The 21,330-nt window shown below is 48.2% G+C and carries 17 protein-coding genes and 1 other RNA gene; 1 reads left to right on the top strand and 17 read right to left on the bottom strand.

The genetic code is table 11. From position 1 onward, the window contains the following. Window positions 1–45 precede the first annotated feature (45 nt). The 9 genes from H065_RS0120200 to H065_RS0120155 form a co-directional block, all read right to left on the bottom strand. The gene (locus H065_RS0120200; RefSeq protein WP_017814903.1) at window positions 46–750 is read right to left on the bottom strand and encodes a PspA/IM30 family protein; all 705 of its coding nucleotides are present in this window, start codon (window positions 748–750) and stop codon (window positions 46–48) included. A gap of 195 nt (window positions 751–945) precedes the next feature. Continuing rightward, the gene (locus H065_RS0120195; protein WP_017814902.1) at window positions 946–1,164 is read right to left on the bottom strand and encodes a hypothetical protein; all 219 of its coding nucleotides are present in this window, start codon (window positions 1,162–1,164) and stop codon (window positions 946–948) included. Window positions 1,165–1,566: 402 nt separating this feature from the next. Further along, window positions 1,567–2,751: an epoxide hydrolase family protein gene (locus H065_RS0120185; RefSeq protein WP_017814900.1), complete on the bottom strand. Its 1,185-nt coding sequence runs from the start codon at window positions 2,749–2,751 to the stop codon at window positions 1,567–1,569. A gap of 26 nt (window positions 2,752–2,777) precedes the next feature. Further along, a complete protein-coding gene (locus tag H065_RS0120180) occupies window positions 2,778–3,863 on the bottom strand; it encodes a winged helix DNA-binding domain-containing protein (RefSeq protein WP_017814899.1) in 1,086 nt (361 codons plus the stop codon). 356 nt (window positions 3,864–4,219) lie between these two features. Continuing rightward, window positions 4,220–5,182 (bottom strand): helix-turn-helix transcriptional regulator, encoded by a 963-nt coding sequence (locus H065_RS0120175; RefSeq protein ID WP_017814898.1) that lies wholly within the window; start codon window positions 5,180–5,182, stop codon window positions 4,220–4,222. A 368-nt stretch (window positions 5,183–5,550) separates the two neighbouring features. Then, window positions 5,551–6,795, bottom strand: a complete 1,245-nt coding sequence (locus H065_RS0120170) for a mechanosensitive ion channel family protein (protein ID WP_017814897.1) — start codon at window positions 6,793–6,795, stop codon at window positions 5,551–5,553. 124 nt (window positions 6,796–6,919) lie between these two features. After that, window positions 6,920–7,114, bottom strand: coding sequence for a hypothetical protein (locus tag H065_RS0120165; RefSeq protein ID WP_017814896.1), 195 nt, complete (start codon window positions 7,112–7,114; stop codon window positions 6,920–6,922). Window positions 7,115–7,202: 88 nt separating this feature from the next. Next, on the bottom strand, window positions 7,203–8,678 hold the full coding sequence (locus H065_RS0120160) for an amidase family protein (RefSeq protein WP_017814895.1): 1,476 nt from the start codon (window positions 8,676–8,678) through the stop codon (window positions 7,203–7,205). A 262-nt stretch (window positions 8,679–8,940) separates the two neighbouring features. Further along, on the bottom strand, window positions 8,941–10,101 hold the full coding sequence (locus H065_RS0120155) for a cobalamin-independent methionine synthase II family protein (RefSeq protein ID WP_017814894.1): 1,161 nt from the start codon (window positions 10,099–10,101) through the stop codon (window positions 8,941–8,943). A 237-nt stretch (window positions 10,102–10,338) separates the two neighbouring features. On the opposite strand from H065_RS0120155, the gene H065_RS0120150 reads away from it, so the two are divergent. Next, complete coding sequence (locus H065_RS0120150; RefSeq protein WP_017814893.1) at window positions 10,339–10,617, top strand: hypothetical protein; 279 nt, start codon at window positions 10,339–10,341, stop codon at window positions 10,615–10,617. Between the two features lie 19 nt (window positions 10,618–10,636). Here the strand turns inward: H065_RS0120150 and ssrA are convergent. The 8 genes from ssrA to H065_RS0120110 all read right to left on the bottom strand — a co-directional run bounded on the left by ssrA (window position 10,637) and on the right by H065_RS0120110 (window position 21,183). Further along, window positions 10,637–11,003: a transfer-messenger RNA gene (gene ssrA, locus H065_RS27485) on the bottom strand. A 295-nt stretch (window positions 11,004–11,298) separates the two neighbouring features. After that, the gene (gene smpB / locus H065_RS0120140) at window positions 11,299–11,781 is read right to left on the bottom strand and encodes an SsrA-binding protein SmpB (protein WP_017814892.1); all 483 of its coding nucleotides are present in this window, start codon (window positions 11,779–11,781) and stop codon (window positions 11,299–11,301) included. Window positions 11,782–12,086: 305 nt separating this feature from the next. After that, complete coding sequence (rnr, locus tag H065_RS0120135) at window positions 12,087–14,741, bottom strand: ribonuclease R (protein ID WP_017814891.1); 2,655 nt, start codon at window positions 14,739–14,741, stop codon at window positions 12,087–12,089. Between the two features lie 730 nt (window positions 14,742–15,471). Beyond that, window positions 15,472–15,702 carry a preprotein translocase subunit SecG gene (gene secG / locus H065_RS0120130; protein WP_017814890.1) on the bottom strand — a complete coding sequence of 77 codons (231 nt, stop codon included), beginning with the start codon at window positions 15,700–15,702 and terminating at the stop codon, window positions 15,472–15,474. A gap of 340 nt (window positions 15,703–16,042) precedes the next feature. Further along, window positions 16,043–17,347: a phosphopyruvate hydratase gene (eno, locus tag H065_RS0120125; RefSeq protein ID WP_017814889.1), complete on the bottom strand. Its 1,305-nt coding sequence runs from the start codon at window positions 17,345–17,347 to the stop codon at window positions 16,043–16,045. Window positions 17,348–17,635: 288 nt separating this feature from the next. Next, window positions 17,636–19,177: a 2,3-bisphosphoglycerate-independent phosphoglycerate mutase gene (gpmI, locus tag H065_RS0120120; protein ID WP_017814888.1), complete on the bottom strand. Its 1,542-nt coding sequence runs from the start codon at window positions 19,175–19,177 to the stop codon at window positions 17,636–17,638. Continuing rightward, a complete protein-coding gene (gene tpiA, locus H065_RS0120115; protein WP_017814887.1) occupies window positions 19,178–19,930 on the bottom strand; it encodes a triose-phosphate isomerase in 753 nt (250 codons plus the stop codon). It lies immediately after the preceding gene. Between the two features lie 71 nt (window positions 19,931–20,001). Further along, window positions 20,002–21,183, bottom strand: coding sequence for a phosphoglycerate kinase (locus tag H065_RS0120110; protein WP_017814886.1), 1,182 nt, complete (start codon window positions 21,181–21,183; stop codon window positions 20,002–20,004). Window positions 21,184–21,330 lie beyond the last annotated feature (147 nt).

Below are 21,330 nucleotides of genomic sequence, written 5' to 3'. Positions count from 1 at the left end.
TACTCTACCTATTTCTGTATCGGACAAATGAAAGAAATAGATAAATTACTGACTGCTGGCATTTTGCTGCTTTAGGGAAGCTAGTTCCTGCTCGGGAGCTGGCGCTTGATTGTTCGCATCTGGTTGGGAACTCATGCCTTTTTCCAGACGGGCAATGAGTACATCCAGGTCTTCCTCCTGTTTACCGCCGCGCAGTTCGGCGAGTGCTTCCGCTTCATTTAGGGCCATCGCTGCCTTATTCTCCATGGCTTGCAGGGACTCCTCGGCACTGCGGGCAGCATTTTGTTGTTCATTATGCTGCTGCAGGCTATCAGCCTGGGCCATTCGGCTCTGGAGTTCGGTATAACGTTCTTGCAGCCGGGCCAGGTCGCTGACCAGCTTGTCCTGCATGAGCTTCATCGTATCGGCTTTGGCTGCGGCGCGTTCATGGGCTGCCTGCAGCTCTGCATGCTTGGCGGTGAGTGCAGCTTTCTTTTGCAGAAATTGCAGTGCATTCTGCTCCTCGCCTGCCTGCACGGATTTCTCGGCGTAACGCTGGAGCTTGATGATCTCTGCGCTGCTCTCATTCAGCGCTCTCTGCGTTCGGCTCTGTTCGGCGAGAACGGCTGCCGTCTCTGCTTTGATCTGACCGAGATCGCTGTTCATATTACGGATGTAGGTCTGAACATCTCGCTCGGGATCACTGGATCGTTCCAATAAGCTGTTTACATTCGCTTTCATTACGTCTCTGAATCGGGTCCATACACTCATCTCCGTCGCCTCCTGTAGAAAATAGCTAATTACACTATATTACACCAATATAGAGCACAAGTTTCAATCGTACGGGAAATAGAACAGCACAAGCCCACCAGATCGATGGTAAAGGCCCTTTCTCCGATTTCATTTATTAGAAGCGTACGATGCTACAGGGCACTCCTTTTTGGTTAGCCGTTCTGCTCTTATCCTTTATTCTTCTTCCTGAAGAACTTCCAGCGCTGTAAAAAACACATCATACAATTCCCAATCGAACTCGCTTCGTACATAGTGGTTGATCTCTTCAAGCTGTTCCAGGCTGGTATATTCCAGACAAGGGCGTCCTTCACTCCATAATACCCGACAGACAAAGTTTGCTATCACCTGCTGAATAACATAATCCTGGGACACGTATCCGCGACTGATCGACATATATCTATTCCCCCTTATTAATTTTCCCAGAAGTCATTCCAGTATATTTTATTATTTAAAATTTGGAGCGACCCTCTCTATATCATTTATCACAGAAAGTAGAATATCGTCTACGGCATCAGCATGCTATAACCGCCCAAGCCAAAAAGCCACCTGTCCGATCGACCTGTGACTTCTTGGCTTCCTCTATAGTCTTTTTGATACAGAAAAGCAGGCTACCTGCGCAAATACCATTTTCCATAGAAAAGATATCTATTTGTCAGCATGCAGGAGTATAGCAAGCAGGATACTTCTTTTCTTCCAACGATCTGTACCCTCAAGACTCCAAACTCCGGACGATCCATCCTTTCTATAGCATCTATTTCCTACAGGCAGGATTCCAATCATCTCGTACACTCCTGGTTAGCGGAACAAGCGGCCAAATTTCTGCAAACCTCCTGCCAGCAGCTCCGGAACTTCCATCGCAGCGAAGTGCCCGCCACGATCGAAGCTTGACCAGTGAACAATAGAATTCGACCGTTCAGCGACTTTGCGTACCGAGTACAGATTATAAGGGAACAGAGCAACGCCGGTCGGAGTAGGATTGAATACGTAAGGATTGCCTGCACTGGATTGGGCATCTTCCAGATACCAGCGAGCCGATGATCCCGCTGTCTTGGTAAACCAGTAAATCGATACATTAGTGAGCACTTCATCCATATTTCGCGGCTCTGGTGGTGCGAAGCGCCCCAAGCCCATCAGAGGATCACAGATCCAGGCCAGCTGCCCGACCGGGGAATCTGTAAGGCCATAAGCGAGCGTCAACGGTCTTGTCTGCTGAACATGCTGGTGACAGGAGAGCTTGTTGAACCCCTCCATGAACTTCATCTGCTGCTTCTCGTCATCTGTGAGATCATCCAGTTCCCCCGGCTGCCCTGTCGGAAAGGCGAACGTCTCCAGAATATGAATGCCCAGCAGCCCATCTGGCTGCGCGATACCCATTTCACGAGTAATAAATGAACCGGCATCCCCGCCATGCGCGAGATACCGGGTGTATCCGAGATGATGCATCAGCGCATCCCATGCTCTGGCGATATGTGCGCTGTTCCAGCCCGGCGCCTGTGTGGGACCGGAGAACCCGAAGCCTGGAATCGAGGGGATGACCACGTCAAAAGCATCCGCCGGGTCGCCCCCATATTGGCGCGGATTCGTCAGGTAACCGATCATTCCGGCAAAATCAGCGAAAGTACTTGGCCAGCCATGGGTCAAAATAAGCGGCAGGGCATTGGGTTCCGAGGAGCGAACATGGATAAAGTGAATGTTCTGACCATCGATCGTGGTGGTAAATTGCGGAAAACGGTTGAGTCTTTCCTCCTGCTTTCTCCAGTCAAAGCCCTCTCGCCAATAATATGCCATTTCTTTCATTTGGGACATACTGATCCCCTCGTTCCAGCCAGAGCCGGGAATGGCATCGGTCCAGCGTGTACGTGCCAGCCGATCCTGCAGATCATCCAGCTCAGCCTGTGGAATAGCAATCTGAAACGGCTGGATCTCCGATACTGTTAACTTTTCGAATGTAGTAGATTGTCGGTGTGTAGGTTGGGTCATGATAAATTCTCCTTGTCATTACGGGATTATACGTTGTCTATATCTATCCGGGATAATGTCATATTCATGAATTCGCTATAGCGCTGTGCTGCCTCGATGATTTCTTGCTGGCCGCTTTTCAATGTTGTAAATGGATGCACGGAAATATCGACTTTTTCTTTCCGGATTTTCCGTTTCCATAACCCAACGATCTCCCCATCTATTACCAGCATGGGAGCAAACACGGCATTTTTCCCGGAAATCAACGGCGCGTACTCTTTTTTTACGATAGCGCTTCTTTCCTTGTAGCCCAGCAAATATTCGTCATATCCGGCCAGCAGATGAACCGCAGAGTCGGGTATGCTTGCAGTAGACGGCTCTGCACCCATCCAGTATTCCGTACCTCCCTGCCTCTCCAAAAGCAGATTTGTTCGAGCGGCTTCCAATCCTTTTCTGGCTTCCCTGATAGGCAGCCCCGACCACCATACAAAATCATACACCGTTGCCGGGCCATGTCCTGTAAAATAGCGTGTCGCCAGCTCTTTCAGTGACTCTTCCATACTCCAATCCCGCACTTTGGGCAGCCAGTCATCCAGCAGCACAAAGGTCTGCTGCTTGCCCTCCAGCGGGCCCATACAGATTAGCCCGCTATGAGCCAAATACAACAGCACGTTATAGCCCTGCCCATTTGCAGTGGCAATGCCTTCATATTCCAGTAATTTCATCAGATCCACTCGTCTCATCTGCTTGTGTTCTCTCAGCGCATCGAGGATGATTTTCTCGGCCAGCATCATTTGCTTAAATTTCAGCTCCTGCTGCTCTAGCTTGCCCCGGAGTCTAGAGTAAATACGGGACGCCAGCAGCCTAAGCATCCAGCGAATATCAGCGGCTGGTACAAAGTGCAGTGTGCCGCGCATCGGCCATGTCAGTACAATTTCCCGGTTGGCTATAGCCTGTTCCACAGCTGTGACATCGGCATTGTGCATACGTGATCCGATCGCCCACAGCGCCTGGGCATAATCCTGTGCCTGTACGGCACCCAGCCTTTGCACTACCTCGGCAGCTGTGTTTTCCTTTGCCCCGGTAATATGCTGAGTGCGCAGGCGACGATAAGCGATCTCTTTATTTTCCACGTTTCTCTCTCCAATCTTCCCTACTATTTCTCTCTGATGCAGGCGGTATGTACAAGAGTATATGTCTCTCTCCAGCACTCTTATGGACAGCAGCTAACAAATAGCGCTTCTACAGTTTCTTTTCCTTTCGCTTAGCGAGCCGCAATCCGTTGTAGGTTATGTTCGGCTTTGGTCTACCGATCTGTTTTCATCATACAAAAATAACCCTGACAACTGTTTGTCAGGGTTAGGTCAGACTTGGAAATAGTTTTTAAAATGTATAACGCTTCGGTCTGTGCACACTGCTACAACAGCTATGAACACGAGAGTACCCTCGAATAGAGGACTTGCTCCAAACTTCAAAAAATAGATTCAAATTATAACTTCAGAGACGCCGAATCATACAAAGCAGCGACCTTGCGAGCTTCTGCTGCGACTTTTTCAGCCAATTCAGACGGTGCCAATATCTGCGCCCGCGATCCAAAAGCAAGCAGCTGGAACTTCAGCCATGGTTCATCATACCACTGCGCCTGTACATGCAGTGTTCCATCCTTTTGCTCAGTGACCGTATCCGGCCCAAACATATCTTCAGCGTATACACGGATCGAAGGATCGATGCGCAGCGTGATTTGTATCCGGTCGCAAGTGCTCTCTGTCTCCGGCTTCTGCTGCCACGGATATTGCAGCTCGGACAAGGAATGCTCCCGATAGGGAAAATGTTCCTCCAGCTGCTCCAGCCCTCTGATCCGGCTAATACGAAATGTACGAAAATCGCTGCGTAATCTGCAGTAGCCATACAGGTACCAGGTGAATCCTTTGAGCGCAATCACCAGAGGTTCTACGAGTCTCTCCTGCAGTTCCTGTTTGTTATTACGGTAGGTCAACCGGATTAATTGTCTGGACCGGATCGCACTGCGTATTTGAGCAAGCATACTTTTCATATCGTTATTGGTGCCAAAGGGATTCAAATCGATCAGCAGATTCTCTTCGGCCTGTCCGCTCGCGGCACTGCCTCTGGCAATTAGTGCACCGACCTTATCCAGCAGCCCTTCCAGCTGCGGATCGCCTAGGCCAGTTTGTACCCCTCGCAGGCCGCTGACAATCGACATCAACTCTTCCAGTGTGAGCATCTGCCGGTCAATCCGGAACTGCTCCATAATCTCATAACCACCTGCTGCTCCAGCGTGGGATACGATCGGAATACCCGCCTGTCCGATTGTATCCAGATCACGGTATACCGTGCGCAGCGAGATCTCAAATCGCTCCGCCAATTCCGTCGCATTAACACGTTTACGGCTTAATAGCAGCATGACAATAGCAAGAAGCCGATCTGTTTTCATAAGGATGATTCCTCCTGTAAGGGTTAACCTGCTGCGTGTATTTTAGCATAATTGGTAGACCGCGGTAGAGCTTCATTTGTTTATATCACTGGTAATAATAGCGCTGCCGACTGTATTTTACAGAGTAATACATTTTTGAGTACAGTATATTTTCGAGTGCAGTATATTTTTTAGACGAGTACATTTCCCAAACCGTAAATTTCCCAACAAACAAATTTTTGAACAAAATAAATCTCTGAACAAAAAAAGTACAGCATGAATCATCATGCTGTACCTTGGGATTGGATCTATTGCGTTGATCATTCTATACAATTGAGACGCATATACAGACACCTATTATCCATCACTTATCTGGTGTCTGTTCATCCTCATGACAGCAGCTTGTTTTCCTTCAATTGTACAATATCATGTCCCGTCGGATTTTGGAAAGGACGCAGTCCAAAGGTCGGCGCTACCGCAAAGATATGGTCGAAAATATCCGCCTGCAGCTTTTCGTAAATGCTCCAGGTCGTATCATTACTAAAAGCATAGATTTCCAGCGGGAGCCCATTATCTCCCGGAGCCAGCTGCCGGACGATCAGGGTCATATCCTTGTGTATCTGCGGATGGTTCCTCAGGTACTGATGAATATACTCCCGGAATACGCCGATATTGGTCAGCTGTCTGCCATTCACATTGCTGTCCCTGTTAATCTGGTGCTCTGCGTTATAAGTATTAATCTCTTCCAAACGGATAGTAATATAATCCGCCAAATAATGAATCTTGCGGAATTCCGCAATCATCTCGTCACTGCAAAAACGGATGCTGCTCGTATCGATATGAACGCTGCGCTTGATTCGGCGTCCGCCTGACACCTGCATGCCCCGCCAGTTTTTGAATGAATCCGAGATCAGTGCATAGCTTGGAATCATCGTAATCGTCTTGTCAAAATTCATGACTTTGACCGTGTTCAGTGTAATATCGATAACGTCTCCGTCTGCATCGTATTTAGGCATCTCGATCCAGTCACCGACACGTACCATATCATTGGAAGATAACTGAATACCCGCTACCAGACCGAGGATAGAGTCCTTGAAGATCAGCATCAGCACAGCGGATAGTGCGCCCAGGCCACTCAGAATAATGAGCGGATTCTGACCGATCAGATTGGAGATTACCACAATCCCTCCGATGATGAACATGACGATTTTTACTACCTGAATGTAGCCCTTGATCGGCCGGATCTTGGAAATCTCAAACGTGCGGTAGATCGTCTCAAATGCATTCAGCAGCGCATTCACAACAGTGATCATAATAATGATCATATACGTCATGGCCGCTTTTTCGATTAGCACTTGGTACAGCGGGAAAATCGGCGCAGAGAAGTAAATGATGATGGCCGGCACGAGATGGGAGAGATTGTGAAATACCCTTTTCTCCACAATGATATTGTCCCAGGTGTACCGGTTGTTATTGACGATATGAATAATCGTACGCAGTACGATTTTTTTGGTGATGAAATTAGCTGCTATGCAGAGCAAAGCTATAAAAAGCACCATAAGTATATTCGCTAGATATAGATTAGTAAGCCCGTTTAACCCAAGACCTGTCAGTTGATGTTTGATAAATTCCATTGCTTCCTCCTGTCGCAGTACATAGTAGCCTACTATTATAAAGGAGTTTGCGATGGGAAACAAAGTTCAGTAAAAGCGAATTTTTCATCTTATTTCTCTTTACAAAAAAGCGTAATTCATTCACTTATTCATGATATTCGATTTCTCGTCTCTTTCCATCAGCATTATAAATTAGTTCAAATTGATTACCATTAGCATCTTCGCGGATTCGCTTATCATTTTTTATATAATAAATAGATGCACCAGATTCTTTTGCCTGTTTACGTGCATATTCATATGCTTTCTTCAATGCTTCCTGTAGTTGTTCTCTGCTTAACACCTATTCAGCTCCTTTGAATACTATATTAGATGCTGTCATAATAAAAAATATCCTGCTCTTCACCGAAGCTTCTCTCAAAATACATAACCTATTTCAAACAAGGTTCAACTCGATGCCAGGTAGCTTGCTCAAATCCATATGCAATCTGAATCAATACCGACTCACTCCATGCTGTACCCACAAAGGATACTCCCTGCGGCCCCTTCGTAATATAACCACCGGGCGCAATCACTCCTTCTTCCGCATATCCACCCGGAACTGTAATGATCGGATATCCTGCTCGGGCAGCCAGATCGGATCCACCTTCACCGCCTAGAAAAAGCAGGGCATCCAGCTTATGCTGATTCAGCGCATAATCAATTCCTTTTTCCCCAGCCATTTCTCTGTTATAACTCAGACTGTCCAGATATTCCTGCTCGGTCAGGGTACCACTGGTTTCTTCCGCCCATATCAATGTGCCCTGACCGTACTTCAATGTCTTCTCTGCATGTTGTTCATTAAAAGCAATCACTTCGGCCAAAGAGTGAATAGGAATATGTTCAGGCAACCGGCTTAAGTAGCTATTCAGTGCATACTTGAATTCATAACGCATTACGTTTGCATCCCAGTGGGCATCTTCACAGGGAAGATGTACCGGATCGATAATCGTCGCTCCTTGCTGGCGGAGCACTTGTATAGCTGCTTCGATGACTTCCAATCTGTCTTTATCGAGATGCTGATAATAATACCGGGGGATACCGATTCGAGCCTGCTTCAGAAAGGCTGTATCCAGAGACGAGATATAGCTACCACCCATATCCTTGGTACCATGGGTACTATGTTGCTGCTGTACCTCTCTATCCTCCAGCATCTCCAGCAAAATCGCCGCATCCGTGACTGTGCGCGTTATCGGCCCTGCCGAATCCTGGCTAAAGGCGATCGGGATGATTCCATCCTGGCGGATCAGACCGACAGTAGGCTTGATACCAACTACACTATTCTGACTGGCTGGACTAATAATAGACCCGGATGTCTCCGTACCAATCGCTGCTGCGCCAAAATTCGCGGCAACAGCTGCTGCCGATCCAGAGCTGGAGCCACCCACGAACAGCTCACCTGGTCCATACGGATTCAGCGTCAGTCCACCACGTGAACTGTATCCCGCCCAGATATCGACAGACATAAAGCCAGCCCATTCCGTCATATTCGTTTTCCCCAGCAGAACCGCACCAGCAGTCCGAAGCTTGTCGGCAACGACAGCATCTTGCTGCGCAAAGGAATGCTCCAGCGTTATTGATCCCGCACTCGTATGCATCTGGTCAGCGGTATCGATATTATCTTTGAGCAGGATAGGAATACCATGCAGCGGTCCTCTGCTGCCTTTTTCTTTTCTCTCTATATCCAGCGATCTGGCAATCTCTATTGCTTCCGGATTGATTTCTAGAACAGATTTGATTTTACCGTCAAAAGTATGAATTCTTTCTATGTACGCTTGAACGATTTCTTCCGAACTTGCTTCTCCTGACTCCATGGCTTGCTGTAAGGTTTGAATATCTGCTTCAACGATCCATTTTTCTACATTCATGTAATCATCCTCCATATACTGGGGTATTCCACAGGCTGCTAGATAATTCCTTTAATGAAGCAGTGATTTCTAAGTACTAGATAGTAAATAACAAAATCTCAGCAACAAACAACCAAAGGTACTTCTCTTGATTTAGATACGTCTGTACTATCGCTAGGAATTAGTCTGTAACTATACCAATACTATCAGCAGAACGAAATGACCACAAAAAACAGACACCTCGAGGTGCCTGCTCCTGTTATGGCTTATAGAGAAACGGAGATTACTTCGCCCAATACTGCTTGGCGATCCGCTGCCCTTGATTAATTTTTGCCCACTGCTCGTCTTCTGTCAGCTCATTGCCTCCATCGCAGGAAGCAAAGCCGCACTGGTGAGACAACAGCAAACGATCCTTGTCGATAATAGTAGACGCTTCATCCAGCAGGCGCAGCACACGCTCTTCATCATCCAGCGTGCTCGTTTTTGACGACAATAGCCCCAATACCACTTCCGTCTCTGGCTTGTCTTTGAATACAGCCAGTGCTTCCAGCGAACCTGCACGCTCGTCATCCCACTCCAGGAAGAAGCGATCGTATTTCAGCTGCTTCAAGAACAGGTTGGCGATCTTCACATAAGAGCCGCCGCCCATGTTGCGGGAATCGTAGTTACCACGGCAGTTATGCGTCCACATTTTCAGACCAAGGATGTGACCGTAGTCGATGATAATATTGCTGATATCGATAAACTCGGCTGCGAGCGTCTGTACCTGCTCCTGATCAATATTCTCGCCAGTGTATGGAGAGTTCGGATTGTCATCTGCAAATAGCTCCCACAGACAATCGTCGAATTGCAGAATTTTGCCGCCCGCAGCAGCAAACTCCTCCACGAATTCTTTGTATGCTTTGACTAGACCAGCTTTTAGCTCCTGCTGCGTCTGGTACACCGCATCCGTACCACCGATGTTATCCGACCAGGACAGCTCTCCGAAAATGTGGGATGGAGAAGGAACGCACAGCTTGGTCTCCCGATCGCCTGCTTGGTCTTTCAGCTTTTTGAATACTTCGATAAAGTGGTGATTCTTACCACCCAGTTCGCCGGTGATGCGCAGCCCGATGTCTTTACGCGTCTCGTACTTGGAACTGCCGTCTGTATCACGGAAAAAGTAGCCATGATCTGCGATATAGCGCTCAATCCCCTGGAACCCCCAGACAAAGTCCAGATGCCACATCGACTTGGAATACTCACCATCGGTGATGATCGACAGATCATGCTGGATTTCTTTTTCTACAACGGACTGAATCGCGCGGTGTTCGCACTCTTGATAACCATCGAATTCCTGGTAGAACGGGTATTGGATATCGTCACGGTGTTCGATTTGCGTTTTATATTCTAGCAGTTCCGCTGGACGCAGCAGGCTGCCTACGATTTGAAATTTATCACTCATTTGAAATCCCCCTTGGTGTGGATTGTGCTTGGTTATAGTAGTTTGATTGTAGCACGAGGGGGATGGTTTTTACGTAAGCTTAAAAGGCATATCTGGTTATAGAGTGAGGCTATGGCAAAATACTCACATTGGAAATTCTTTATTTCAAAAAAAATTGAACCTACAGTAATAGTTATCTATTATAAAAGTAAGATTAAAAGTTAAAAGCAATATCTGAAAAGAAAAGGAAGGGTTCCTTTGTATTATCAAATTAATCCTCCTGATTTAAAAGTTAATGAATGGTCAAAAATTGATCTTTCAAATCTCAACGATCTTCTAGAAAGATATTCCGTTGATGAAGCTATGACAAGAACTAGTATTAAATCTTTACAATCAAATCAGAACTTGATGGTTATCAATGTAGGTACACTTAATATCAAAATCGATAGTTTGGCAGAAATCTCTTCTACTTTAGAAATTTTAAAATCATTTCTTGAAAATCAAAACAAGCTTAAAAACGAAAGAGACACCATTTAATGGTGTCTCTTTTTCGTACATATGGAGGCGAGGGGAGTCGAACCCCTGTCCGAAGGCAACGTTACACAAGCTTCTACGGGTGTAGTCACAGATTTAATGTCACCCGAGTAGCGCCCTGTAACCGGCTCTACGTTGGGTCAGCCTGATTATCTTCTTCAGCACACCCCAGGCGGAGATGTGACAGCGTAGCCCACTAAGAGTTGGGCCCTCATCCTGGCACATGGGCGATGCGAGGCGAGAGCACGTTTCACAGTTTCTTAGGCTGCGAAAGCGTAGTTAGTTTGTTGTTTGCCGTTTAATAGGCTTTAGCGTTGATAAAGCGGACGCGTCCCCACTACCCGCTACTCATGCCCGACCTACCCCCGTCGAATCCAAAAAACGCCCCCTTGATAAAAGGGATTGGATTAAGACGGATACAAGCACATGAGTCTCGTTATCCGAAAACAATCATCCATGCAGTCTTTCCCTCCATAGAAAGGACCGCACCGGGAACATCCAGCAGCAGATTGATAAATACCAAACGCTTTTTTCGTTTCCCACAGACTTTGATTATACCACATTTTCCTGCAAATGGGTAGCTGCAGGCGCTTCACCAAAACAGCCATTTACCATATCTGTTATTACCCTCATTCATGGTAAATCTAACACTGTCTCCTGCCTGCAGCTTCTCAGCCTTATCGATCAGCGGCCGATCTTCTGGCTATCCCGCACTGCACGCTGGATATCACGCTGCGCATCTCGCTTGGCGGCTGTAGCACGCTTGTCATGCTGCTTTTTACCTTTACCGAGGCCGATCAGCAGTTTGGCATAGCCGTTGCGGATATAAATTTTGAGCGGCACCAGCGTGTAGCCGTCCCGCTTGGATGCACCGATTAGCTTGCTGATCTGCTCCTTGTGCAGCAGCAGCTTGCGCGTACGGGTCGGGTCGGTTGGATTGCTCCGGTTCCCCTCTTCGAACGGGCTAATGTGCATATTGTGCAGAAACACTTCACCATTACGAATCGTGGAGAAGGCATCGCTGATATTCGCGCGTGCGCGGCGCAGCGATTTGATCTCGGTTCCGGTCAACACCATACCGGCTTCGTACGTATCCTCGATAAAGTAATCGTGGGATGCTTTTTTGTTCTGAGCCAGTACTTTGCTTTCGCCTTTTTTGGTCGCCATCTTGGATTCCTCCTTTCCAGAGATTTGCCGGTTATTGCCGGATCTTATGGTCATTTATTGTAGCAAGGGATCCGGGACAAAGCAACAAAGCCGGGGCCGATGATACAGGTCCCGGCACTGTCTGCTTGCGATCTGTTCCATGATGTACGCTTGCTTGCTCAGCGCGCATCTCCCGTCTTTATTTCACCCTGTAAGCAACACTATCTATATGCTGTCTGTCGATTTGTCTCGGCCCGATGTACTGCTCTTGTAGCATGTATCGTACCGGGACGTACCGAATAGACATTGTCAGCAGATGATGATGCTTATTCAGGACTTTGTGGTTTATTCTTTTTCTTGCGGCGGCGCGGACGTCCTGCACCTGATCCTGCTTCTCCCTTTGGAGCTGCCGGGCTGACAGCGGATCCTGGACCTGCATCGGCTGCTGGCCGTTTGCGTCCTTGTCCTTTTTTGGAGGAAGTGACCGGGCTATCGTATCCACCCTTGCCGGAACCAAAGCCAAAGCTGCGGCTTGGTGCACTGGATGAAGACGATGAAGAGAAGCCGATCCCTTTTTCTTTTTTCCGCTTGCGCTTGCCGGCTGCAGCTGCTTCGCCTGTTGCCGGTGTAGCCGGAGTTGAAGCTGCAGCGGGGGCTGCTTTGGCAGGCATGTCAGTTTTGGCGGCTTTCGCTGCTTTACCAAAGCGCTCGGCTTTTTTGGCATTTTTGTTCTTGCCTCTGCCACCGCCGCGTTTCTCGCCATTTTGGGCACCCTGTGCTCCGCGTCCACCACGATTATCTCCACGCGCTCCACGGTCACCACCCGAACGGCGATTACTTTTCGGCATATCCGGCAGTTCAAAGTCGATTGTATGATCGTCCATATTGACGTTCGCCACGCGGATCGTGATGCTGTCCCCGATACGGAAGATACGTGAAGTACGCTCACCAAGCAGAATCATATGCTGATCGTCGAAATGGTAATAGTCATCTGTCAGCATACCAAGACGGATCAGACCCTCTACCGTATTCTCCAGCTCGATAAACATACCGAAGCCGGTTACACTGCTAATGATCCCTTCGAATTCCTGACCGACTTTGTCCAGCATATATTCGGCCTTCTTGAGCTGGTCGGTATCACGCTCGGCATCTACCGCGACGCGCTCGCGTTCGGAAGACTGCTGGGCGATATCCGCCATGCGGCTCTCCAGATACGCTTGACGCTCCGGTGTGAGGCCGCTGCCGCCGTTCTCGATCACTTCGCGGATCACCCGGTGGATGACCAGATCGGGATAACGACGAATCGGGGAAGTGAAGTGGCTGTAGTACTCTGCTGCCAGACCAAAGTGGCCTGTGCTCTCTGCAGAGTATTTCGCCTGCTTCATCGACCGCAGCATCATTGTGCTAATCACGGTCTCTTCCTTCTCGCCCTTGATCTGTTCCAGCAGCTGCTGAAGTGCACGCGGGTGGATCAGATTGCCTGTACCTTTGACTGCATGACCAAAGTTGGCAGCGAAGGCCAGGAAGCCCTGTAGTTTCTCCTGATCCGGGTTCTCGTGAATACGATACAGGAATGGCACTTTAAGCCAGTGGAAATGCTCGGCAACCGTCTCGTTAGCTGCCAGCATGAATTCTTCGATAATCTGCTCGGCCACCGAACGCTCGCGTTTTACGATATCGATCGGCTTGCCGCTTTCATCCAGAATGATCTTGGACTCTTCAAAGTCAAAATCAACCGCGCCGCGGCGAATCCGCTTGTCACGCAGCTGCATCGCCAGCTCGCGCATCAGCTTGAAGTCGTCGATGAGTGGCGCATAGCGTTCCAGCAGTTCCGGATCTTCATCTTCCAGAATACGGCGGACGTTTTTGTATGTCATCCGTTCCTTGGTCTTGATCACGCTGGTGAAGATATCGTGGTTCACTACCTTCATATTCTCGTCGAACTCCATCTCGCAGGAGAGGGTCAGACGATCCACTTGCGGATTCAGACTGCATATCCCGTTGGAAAGGCGATGCGGCAGCATCGGAATAACCCGATCGACCAGATACACACTGCAGCCGCGATTGTAGGCTTCGTTGTCCAGCATAGAGCCTTCGCGTACATAATAGCCTACATCGGCGATATGAACGCCCAGACGATAGTTACCGTTCTCCAGACGCTCCACGTTGACCGCATCATCCAGATCCTTGGCATCCTCGCCATCGATCGTAACGATATTTTTACCGCGCAGATCGCGGCGTCCCTGCTGGATAATCTCTTCCTGGGTAATTTCATCCGGCGCAGCCTGCGCCTCGTCCATTACTTCATCCGGGAAAGCTTCTGGCAACTGATGCTTACGGATAATGGAGATGATATCGACACCCGGATCATCCTTGTGACCAAGTACTTCGATAACGCGTCCTTCTGCCGCAGCACGGCCTTCCGGATAGTTGGTAATCTCGGCAACGACTTTCTCGCCGTCTACCGCTCCACCAAACGACTCCTTGGGAATAAAGATATCCCGGTTGATCCGCTTGTCATCCGGCAGTACAAAAGCATACGTGTCCAGCGCCTGGAATACGCCGACGATACGGGTATTTTTGCGGACGATTACACGAACGACCACACCCTCCATCCGTCCACCGGATGTGTTGCGGGAAGTCACCTTCACGAATACAGTATCGCCGTTCATGGCGGTATTCAGATCATTGGCGTTGATATATACATCACCATGCTCCCGGTCTTCCGGAATCAGGAAAGCAAAGCCTTTGGCGTGAGCCTGAATCCGTCCACGGACCAGATCCATGCGCTCCGGCACACCGTAAGCGTTGGCATTATTTACAACAATATCGCCGGCATCTTCCAGCTTGTTGAGCAGTTTGACCAGTTCTTTGAAATCCGAGGCATCTTCAATCTGAAAATGCTCTTCCAGCTCCTGGTACGTCATTGGTTTATATGCGTCAGTGCGCATGAATGTTAATAGTTGTTCTTCTGTAATCATTGGTTTCACCTCGGCCAACCGTCAGCAGTGATTATGTGCATTCGGTTCGTATGTAATCCTGGTTTGCGATGCGATACAAGCGGATCTGTGTCGATGACACACAGGTCAAACGCAGTCCGTGCGCATGACAACGGCTTTTTCTGCCAGATCCGTCATGCCTCATTTAGTATACACATACCCTAGTATACACTAAATTAATCGAATCCCCTTATTTCGCCCGAAATATTCAGGAATTGCCTGCTATTTTACGTAGTTAGACAAATAGCACATCGTATTCTTTCACTATGGATGGAGCAGGCAGGTGTTTGTTTAAATGAATTCTATTTGAAATTAGTTTCCTCCAATTACAGTAGTTGAAATTAGCAGAGTACAATCAGTAGAGCACTATTAGCGCCATACTAGTTAGTACTGTTCTATTAACGCATTACTATCAGCGCAATGAAATAGGTTGTACAGATCCTTTATAAAAAAAGACGATCCATCTGTCACTCTCTCCTTGGTAAGGAGTGACAAATGGACCGTAAAGGGTCTTGCACATCATGGACTTCGGTCTTGCTTCAACTTACATGGGAATAATGGACAAGCTCGGGAACAATTCCAAGTATAGCTCTGCTCTATGAACTCTTTATGAACAGAATACATAAAAATAGCCCGCTGCAGAAGAGAATTTCTCTCCCGGCAACGGGCTATTCAGGACGTGCCTGAGCCAGTCATAAAGAACCTGGCTTATTTATCTAAATACAGCAACCAGAATCGCCAAAATGAAGAAACCTGCTGCCAGACCGATTGTTACGCGCTGCAGTACGAGTTCCATTCCGCGTGCTTTGGTTTTGCCGAAAAGTTGCTCAGCGCCGCCAGAGATGGCACCGGACAGGCCCGCACTTTTACCTTTTTGGAGTAATACAACAAGAATCAGACCAATGGAAAAAATGGTGAGCAAGATTTGCAAAGTCAATTGCATGAATTCCACCTCCTAGAGCGAATGCGCCGAACATCTATAAATGTACAAATTCACGAATCATGTTATAGAAACAGCATTTATAGTTTAGCACAAATTCCGGCTGTATAGCAATGGCTGGAAGCCGGAACCTGTCTGAATTGGTAATAAAAAACCAGCCACCTGCATAAGCAGATGACTGGCGGATGTATCGGTATGCTGCCCTTTCGACGGCTAAGTAGCGGCCCAGACCGTTTGGGAGCAGCATAACCTGTACATTTTTATTTATGCAGTTCTACCAAGCAATGGTGCAGTCATATCCGGCTGGTGTCAGCCGGAAAATGCTGCGATCGCGAAGTAATAATTACTTCGTCAGACCTCTGTGCTCAGTCAGGTTGTAGAAGGATTTTAGGCCATCGAACTTCGCCAGTTCACCCAATTGATCTTCGATACGAAGCAATTGGTTGTACTTCGCGATACGGTCTGTACGGGAAGGAGCACCTGTTTTGATTTGACCAGCGTTAGTCGCTACAGCGATGTCAGCGATTGTGCTGTCTTCGGATTCACCGGAACGGTGAGAGATAACTGCTGTGTAACCAGCACGTTTCGCCATTTCGATTGCATCGAATGTTTCTGTCAGAGTACCGATTTGGTTAACTTTGATCAGGATGGAGTTACCGATGTTTTCTTCGATACCACGGCCCAGACGTTCAGTGTTTGTTACGAACAGATCGTCACCAACCAGTTGAACTTTCTCTCCCAGACGTTCGGTCAGCAGTTTCCAACCTTCCCAATCGTCTTCGGAGCAACCATCTTCGATGCTGATGATTGGGTATTTTTCTACCCATGAAGCCAGCAGGTCTACGAACTCAGCGGAAGTGTAAGATTTACCTTCGCCTGCCAGCTCGTATTTACCGTTTTTGTAGAACTCAGTGGAAGCTACGTCCATACCCAGGAATACGTCAACGCCTGGTTTGTAACCCGCTTTTTCGATTGCTTCAATGATAGAAGTCAGTGCTTCTTCATTGGAAGTGAAGTTAGGAGCGAAACCGCCCTCGTCACCTACAGCAGTGTTCAGACCTTTGCTGCTCAGTACGGATTTCAGGTTGTGGAAGATTTCAGCACCTGTACGCAGAGCTTCTTTGAAGCTAGTAGCGCCAGCAGGGATAACCATGAACTCTTGTACGTCAACGTTGTTATCAGCGTGCTCACCACCATTGATGATGTTCATCATTGGTACTGGCAGTTGTTTTGCGTTGAATCCACCCAGGTAGATGTACAGTGGCAGGTCCAGAGCTTCTGCAGCAGCGCGTGCTACAGCCATGGATACTGCCAGGATTGCGTTAGCACCCAGTTTACCTTTGTTTGGTGTTCCGTCCAGTTCGATCATTTTACGGTCGATCAGCAGTTGATCTACAGCGTCCATGCCGATAACTTCTGGAGCGATAACTTCGTTTACGTTTTTAACAGCGTTCAGTACGCCTTTACCCAGGTAACGGGATTTGTCGCCATCGCGAAGCTCAACAGCTTCGTGAGCACCAGTGGATGCGCCGGATGGTACGATTGCGCGGCCCATTACGCCGGATTCCAGATATACTTCTACTTCAACAGTTGGGTTACCACGGGAGTCAAGGACTTCGCGTGCGTATACATCAGAGATAATCGTCATGAGTAAAAAGTCTCCTTTTTAGGTAAGTAATTTGGGATCTTGATGATCCTTGATTTATAAAATGAAGCCGAGAAACAGGCCCACTTCCTGCAAACCGGTCAGCAGGCGATATTTATCAGCGTCCATTACGGAAAATGCGGGTTCATGACATGAGCTCGGCCATGATGTACACAGACTTTCTCTCGGCTGCGAGTGATCAATTCACAGCTGATCCTGTCTGCTAATCGTACATCCATGACACCTGCCATAAACCGTTGGTTCCAAATGGTACGTCAGACTGCCTATCGTTTACTTGCGGCTGGAAATGATGGACGTGCCTGTCATTTCTTCCGGCTTCGCGATTTGCAGCAGATCCAGAATCGTTGGAGCGATATCGCCCAGGATTCCGCCTTCACGCAGTACTACATTTTTGTCAGTGACGATAAATGGAACCGGGTTGGTGGTATGGGAAGTCTGAGGACGTCCATTCTCATCAATCTCGGTCTCGGCATTACCATGGTCAGCTGTAATCAGCGCCACGCCGCCTTTGGCCAGAATCGCTTCCACGACACGACCTACACATTCATCTGTTGTTTCTACCGCTTTGATCGTTGGCTCCAGCTTACCGGAATGGCCTACCATATCCGGGTTGGCAAAGTTCAGGATGATAGCATCCTGTCTTTCCGCTTCGATCTCGGCGATACAAGCATCAGCCACTTCACGCGCACTCATCTCCGGCTGCAGATCATAAGTGGCTACTTTTGGAGAGTTAATCAGAATACGAGTCTCGCCTTCCAGTTCCACATCACGTCCGCCGCTAAAGAAGAAGGTTACGTGCGGGTATTTCTCTGTCTCGGCAATACGCAGCTGGGTTTTACCGTTTTTCACGAGCACTTCACCCAGTGTGTTGTCGAGACTCTTCGGTCCGTAAGCTACATGTCCGCGAACGGTATCGCTGTATGTGGTGAGACATACATAATACAGATTCTTCGGATAGTCGCCACGCTCAAAGCCTGCGAATTCAGGCTGTGTGAACGCCTGGGACAGCTGGATCGCACGGTCAGGACGGAAGTTCAGGAAGATTACGGAATCTCCATCGCCTACAGTTCCTACCGGTTGTCCATCTGCATCGACGATCACGGAAGGTTCTACGAACTCGTCATAGACTTCCTGAGCATACGAAGAAGTTACTACAGTCAGAGGATCTTTGAATTGAGGACCTTCACCGTAAGCAACCGCACGGAAAGCTTTTTCTACACGTTCCCACCGTTTGTCACGGTCCATCGCATAGTAACGTCCCTGTACGCTGGCAATTTTGCCAATGCCTACGCTGCTGATTTTCTCAGTCAGCTGTTCCATGTATTTTTTACCGCTGTCCGGCGATACATCGCGTCCGTCCAGGAATACATGGATCAGTACATCTTCAAAGTTTTCTGCTTTTGCCATATCGAGTGTAGCGAACAGATGGTCAATATGACTGTGTACGCCGCCATCAGACAGCAGTGTAAAGATATGAAGCTTTTTGCCGCCGGATTTAGCATTCTCGAATGCGCCCTTCAGCACTTCATTTTGGAAGAATTCTCCGTCACGGATCGACTTGGAAATGCGGGTCAAATCCTGATATACGATGCGGCCTGCACCGATGTTCAGGTGACCTACTTCCGAGTTACCCATCTGCCCTTCCGGCAGACCTACCGCTTCACCGCAAGCAGTGAGTGTAGTATGAGGATATTCAGTCATGTAACGATCGTAGTTCGGCTTTTTGGCCTGGGCAACACCGTTGCCTTCCATTTCTGCGCGAAGACCGAATCCGTCCATGATAATCAGAGCTACCGGTTTTGGTGCTGACATTTACTTCGCCCCCTCAACCAGCTGAATGTAAGAATCAGGCTGAAGACTGGCACCGCCGACGAGTGCACCGTCGATGTCGCTTTGTCCCATGTACTCCTTCACATTCTCAGGCTTCACGCTACCGCCGTATTGGATACGGACTGCGTTTGCCACTTCTTCGTTGTACAGGTCTTTCACTACGCCGCGGATGTAAGAGATAACTTCATTCGCATCAGCAGAAGTGGAAGATTTGCCTGTTCCGATCGCCCAGATAGGCTCATAAGCGATAACGGTTGCTTTGGCTTGATCTGCGCTCAGACCAGCAAATGCACCTTCAGTTTGTACTTTACATACGTCTTTGGTTTGATCCGCTTCGCGTTCTTCAAGCTTCTCGCCCACGCACACGATAGGAGTCAGACCATGACGGAATGCTGCCAGTACTTTTTTGTTGACGATTTCGTCTGTCTCCGCAAAGTATTGACGACGCTCGGAGTGACCGATGATTACATAGTCCACACCCAGGTCTTTCAGCATAACGCCACTGATTTCACCAGTGTACGCGCCGTTGTCTTCGAAATGAAGGTTTTGTGCGCCGATTTTGATGGAAGTGCCTTTTACAGCTTCAACCAGTGCAGGCAGGTTGGTAAATGGTGCACAGATTACGCTCTCTACGCCTTCTACTTCTGCTTTGCCCTTGATATCTTCGATGAATGCTTTGGCTTCCGGAACGGTTTTGAACATTTTCCAGTTACCGGCAATGATTGGTGTTCTCACTGCTTGATCACTCCTTCTATTCCATACTTGCATGCCCTGCTTGCAACATGCATACTGCCTCTATTGTAAACTTATTTATCGTTCAGTGCCACAACGCCTGGAAGCTCTTTACCTTCCATGAATTCCAGGGAAGCGCCGCCGCCTGTGGAAATATGGTTCATTTTATCAGCCAGGTGGAACTTCTCAGCTGCTGCTGCGGAGTCACCGCCACCGATTACAGTGTAAGCGTCAGTTGTTGCACAAGCTTCTGCGACTGCACGTGTACCATGGGAGAATGGTTCGATTTCGAACACGCCCATAGGTCCGTTCCATACAACCAGCTTGGAGTTTTTGATAACATCTGCATAGATTTCACGAGTTTTCGGTCCGATGTCGATACCTTCCCAATCTGCAGGAATGTCGCCAACTTCAACGATTTTCGTGTTTGCATCTGCGCTGAAATCATCGGAGATTACGATATCTACCGGCAGGTAGAAGTTTTTGCCCAGGTTTTTCGCTTTTTCGATAAAGCCCAGAGCTACATCCAGTTTGCTTTCATCCAGCAGAGATTGGCCAACTTCATGACCCTGTGCTTTCATGAAAGTATAGGACAGACCGCCACCGATGATTACGTTGTCTGCCAGGTTCAGCAGGTTGTCGATTACATCGATTTTGTCTTTTACTTTGGAACCACCGATGATTGCTGTGAAAGGACGCTCCGGATTGTTCAGGGCTTTACCCAGTACATCCAGTTCTTTCTCCATCAGCAGACCGGATACAGCCGGCAGTTGGTGAGCGATACCTTCTGTAGAAGCATGTGCACGGTGAGCCGCGCCGAATGCATCATTTACGAACAGATCAGCCAGTTCGGCAAACGATTTTGCCAGTTCAGCATCATTTTTCTCTTCGCCAGGGTAGAAACGCACGTTTTCAAGAACCAGTACGTCTCCTTCTTTCATATCAGCGATTTTTGCTTTTACGCTATCGCCGATAGCTTCGTCAGCTTTGGCTACCGGTTTGCCCAGCAGTTCGGACAGACGCTCAGCCGGAGCTGTCAGGCGCATGGATTCAACCACTTCACCTTTTGGACGACCCAAGTGACTTGCCAGCAGAACTTTTGCACCTTTTTCAATCAGGTAGTTGATTGTTGGCAGCGTCTCGCGGATACGCTTGTCATCCGTAATTTTCCCGTTTTCCATAGGTACGTTAAAATCCACACGTACAAATACCACTTTGCCAGCTACTTCTACATCACGCACACTTTTTTTATTCATCGTCGTTCCTCCATGTCCGTATTTTGAACAGATTGTTCTTTACTGCGCTTTGCCTTCCGAAAGGACAGACCGAAATGATTTTCCCGGGATCATTCCCGCTGTTTTCTTCTGCTCCGGCAGTCCATATCCAATCCATCCATAGTAAAA

The sequence above is a fragment of the Paenibacillus shenyangensis genome (genome assembly GCF_000346635.1).
GTDB classification, from domain to species: domain Bacteria; phylum Bacillota; class Bacilli; order Paenibacillales; family Paenibacillaceae; genus Saccharibacillus; species Saccharibacillus dauci.
This window is presented reverse-complemented; position numbering and strand designations above follow the sequence as displayed.

Coding starts and splice junctions, on each gene's coding strand:
- H065_RS0120200 (WP_017814903.1), bottom strand. CDS start 750: ATGAGTGTATGGACCCGATTCAGAGACGTAATGAAAGCGAATGTAAAC.
- H065_RS0120195 (WP_017814902.1), bottom strand. CDS start 1,164: ATGTCGATCAGTCGCGGATACGTGTCCCAGGATTATGTTATTCAGCAG.
- H065_RS0120185 (WP_017814900.1), bottom strand. CDS start 2,751: ATGACCCAACCTACACACCGACAATCTACTACATTCGAAAAGTTAACA.
- H065_RS0120175 (WP_017814898.1), bottom strand. CDS start 5,182: ATGAAAACAGATCGGCTTCTTGCTATTGTCATGCTGCTATTAAGCCGT.
- H065_RS0120170 (WP_017814897.1), bottom strand. CDS start 6,795: ATGGAATTTATCAAACATCAACTGACAGGTCTTGGGTTAAACGGGCTT.
- H065_RS0120160 (WP_017814895.1), bottom strand. CDS start 8,678: ATGAATGTAGAAAAATGGATCGTTGAAGCAGATATTCAAACCTTACAG.
- H065_RS0120155 (WP_017814894.1), bottom strand. CDS start 10,101: ATGAGTGATAAATTTCAAATCGTAGGCAGCCTGCTGCGTCCAGCGGAA.
- smpB (WP_017814892.1), bottom strand. CDS start 11,781: ATGGCGACCAAAAAAGGCGAAAGCAAAGTACTGGCTCAGAACAAAAAA.
- rnr (WP_017814891.1), bottom strand. CDS start 14,741: ATGATTACAGAAGAACAACTATTAACATTCATGCGCACTGACGCATAT.
- secG (WP_017814890.1), bottom strand. CDS start 15,702: ATGCAATTGACTTTGCAAATCTTGCTCACCATTTTTTCCATTGGTCTG.
- eno (WP_017814889.1), bottom strand. CDS start 17,347: ATGACGATTATCTCTGATGTATACGCACGCGAAGTCCTTGACTCCCGT.
- gpmI (WP_017814888.1), bottom strand. CDS start 19,177: ATGTCAGCACCAAAACCGGTAGCTCTGATTATCATGGACGGATTCGGT.
- H065_RS0120110 (WP_017814886.1), bottom strand. CDS start 21,183: ATGAATAAAAAAAGTGTGCGTGATGTAGAAGTAGCTGGCAAAGTGGTA.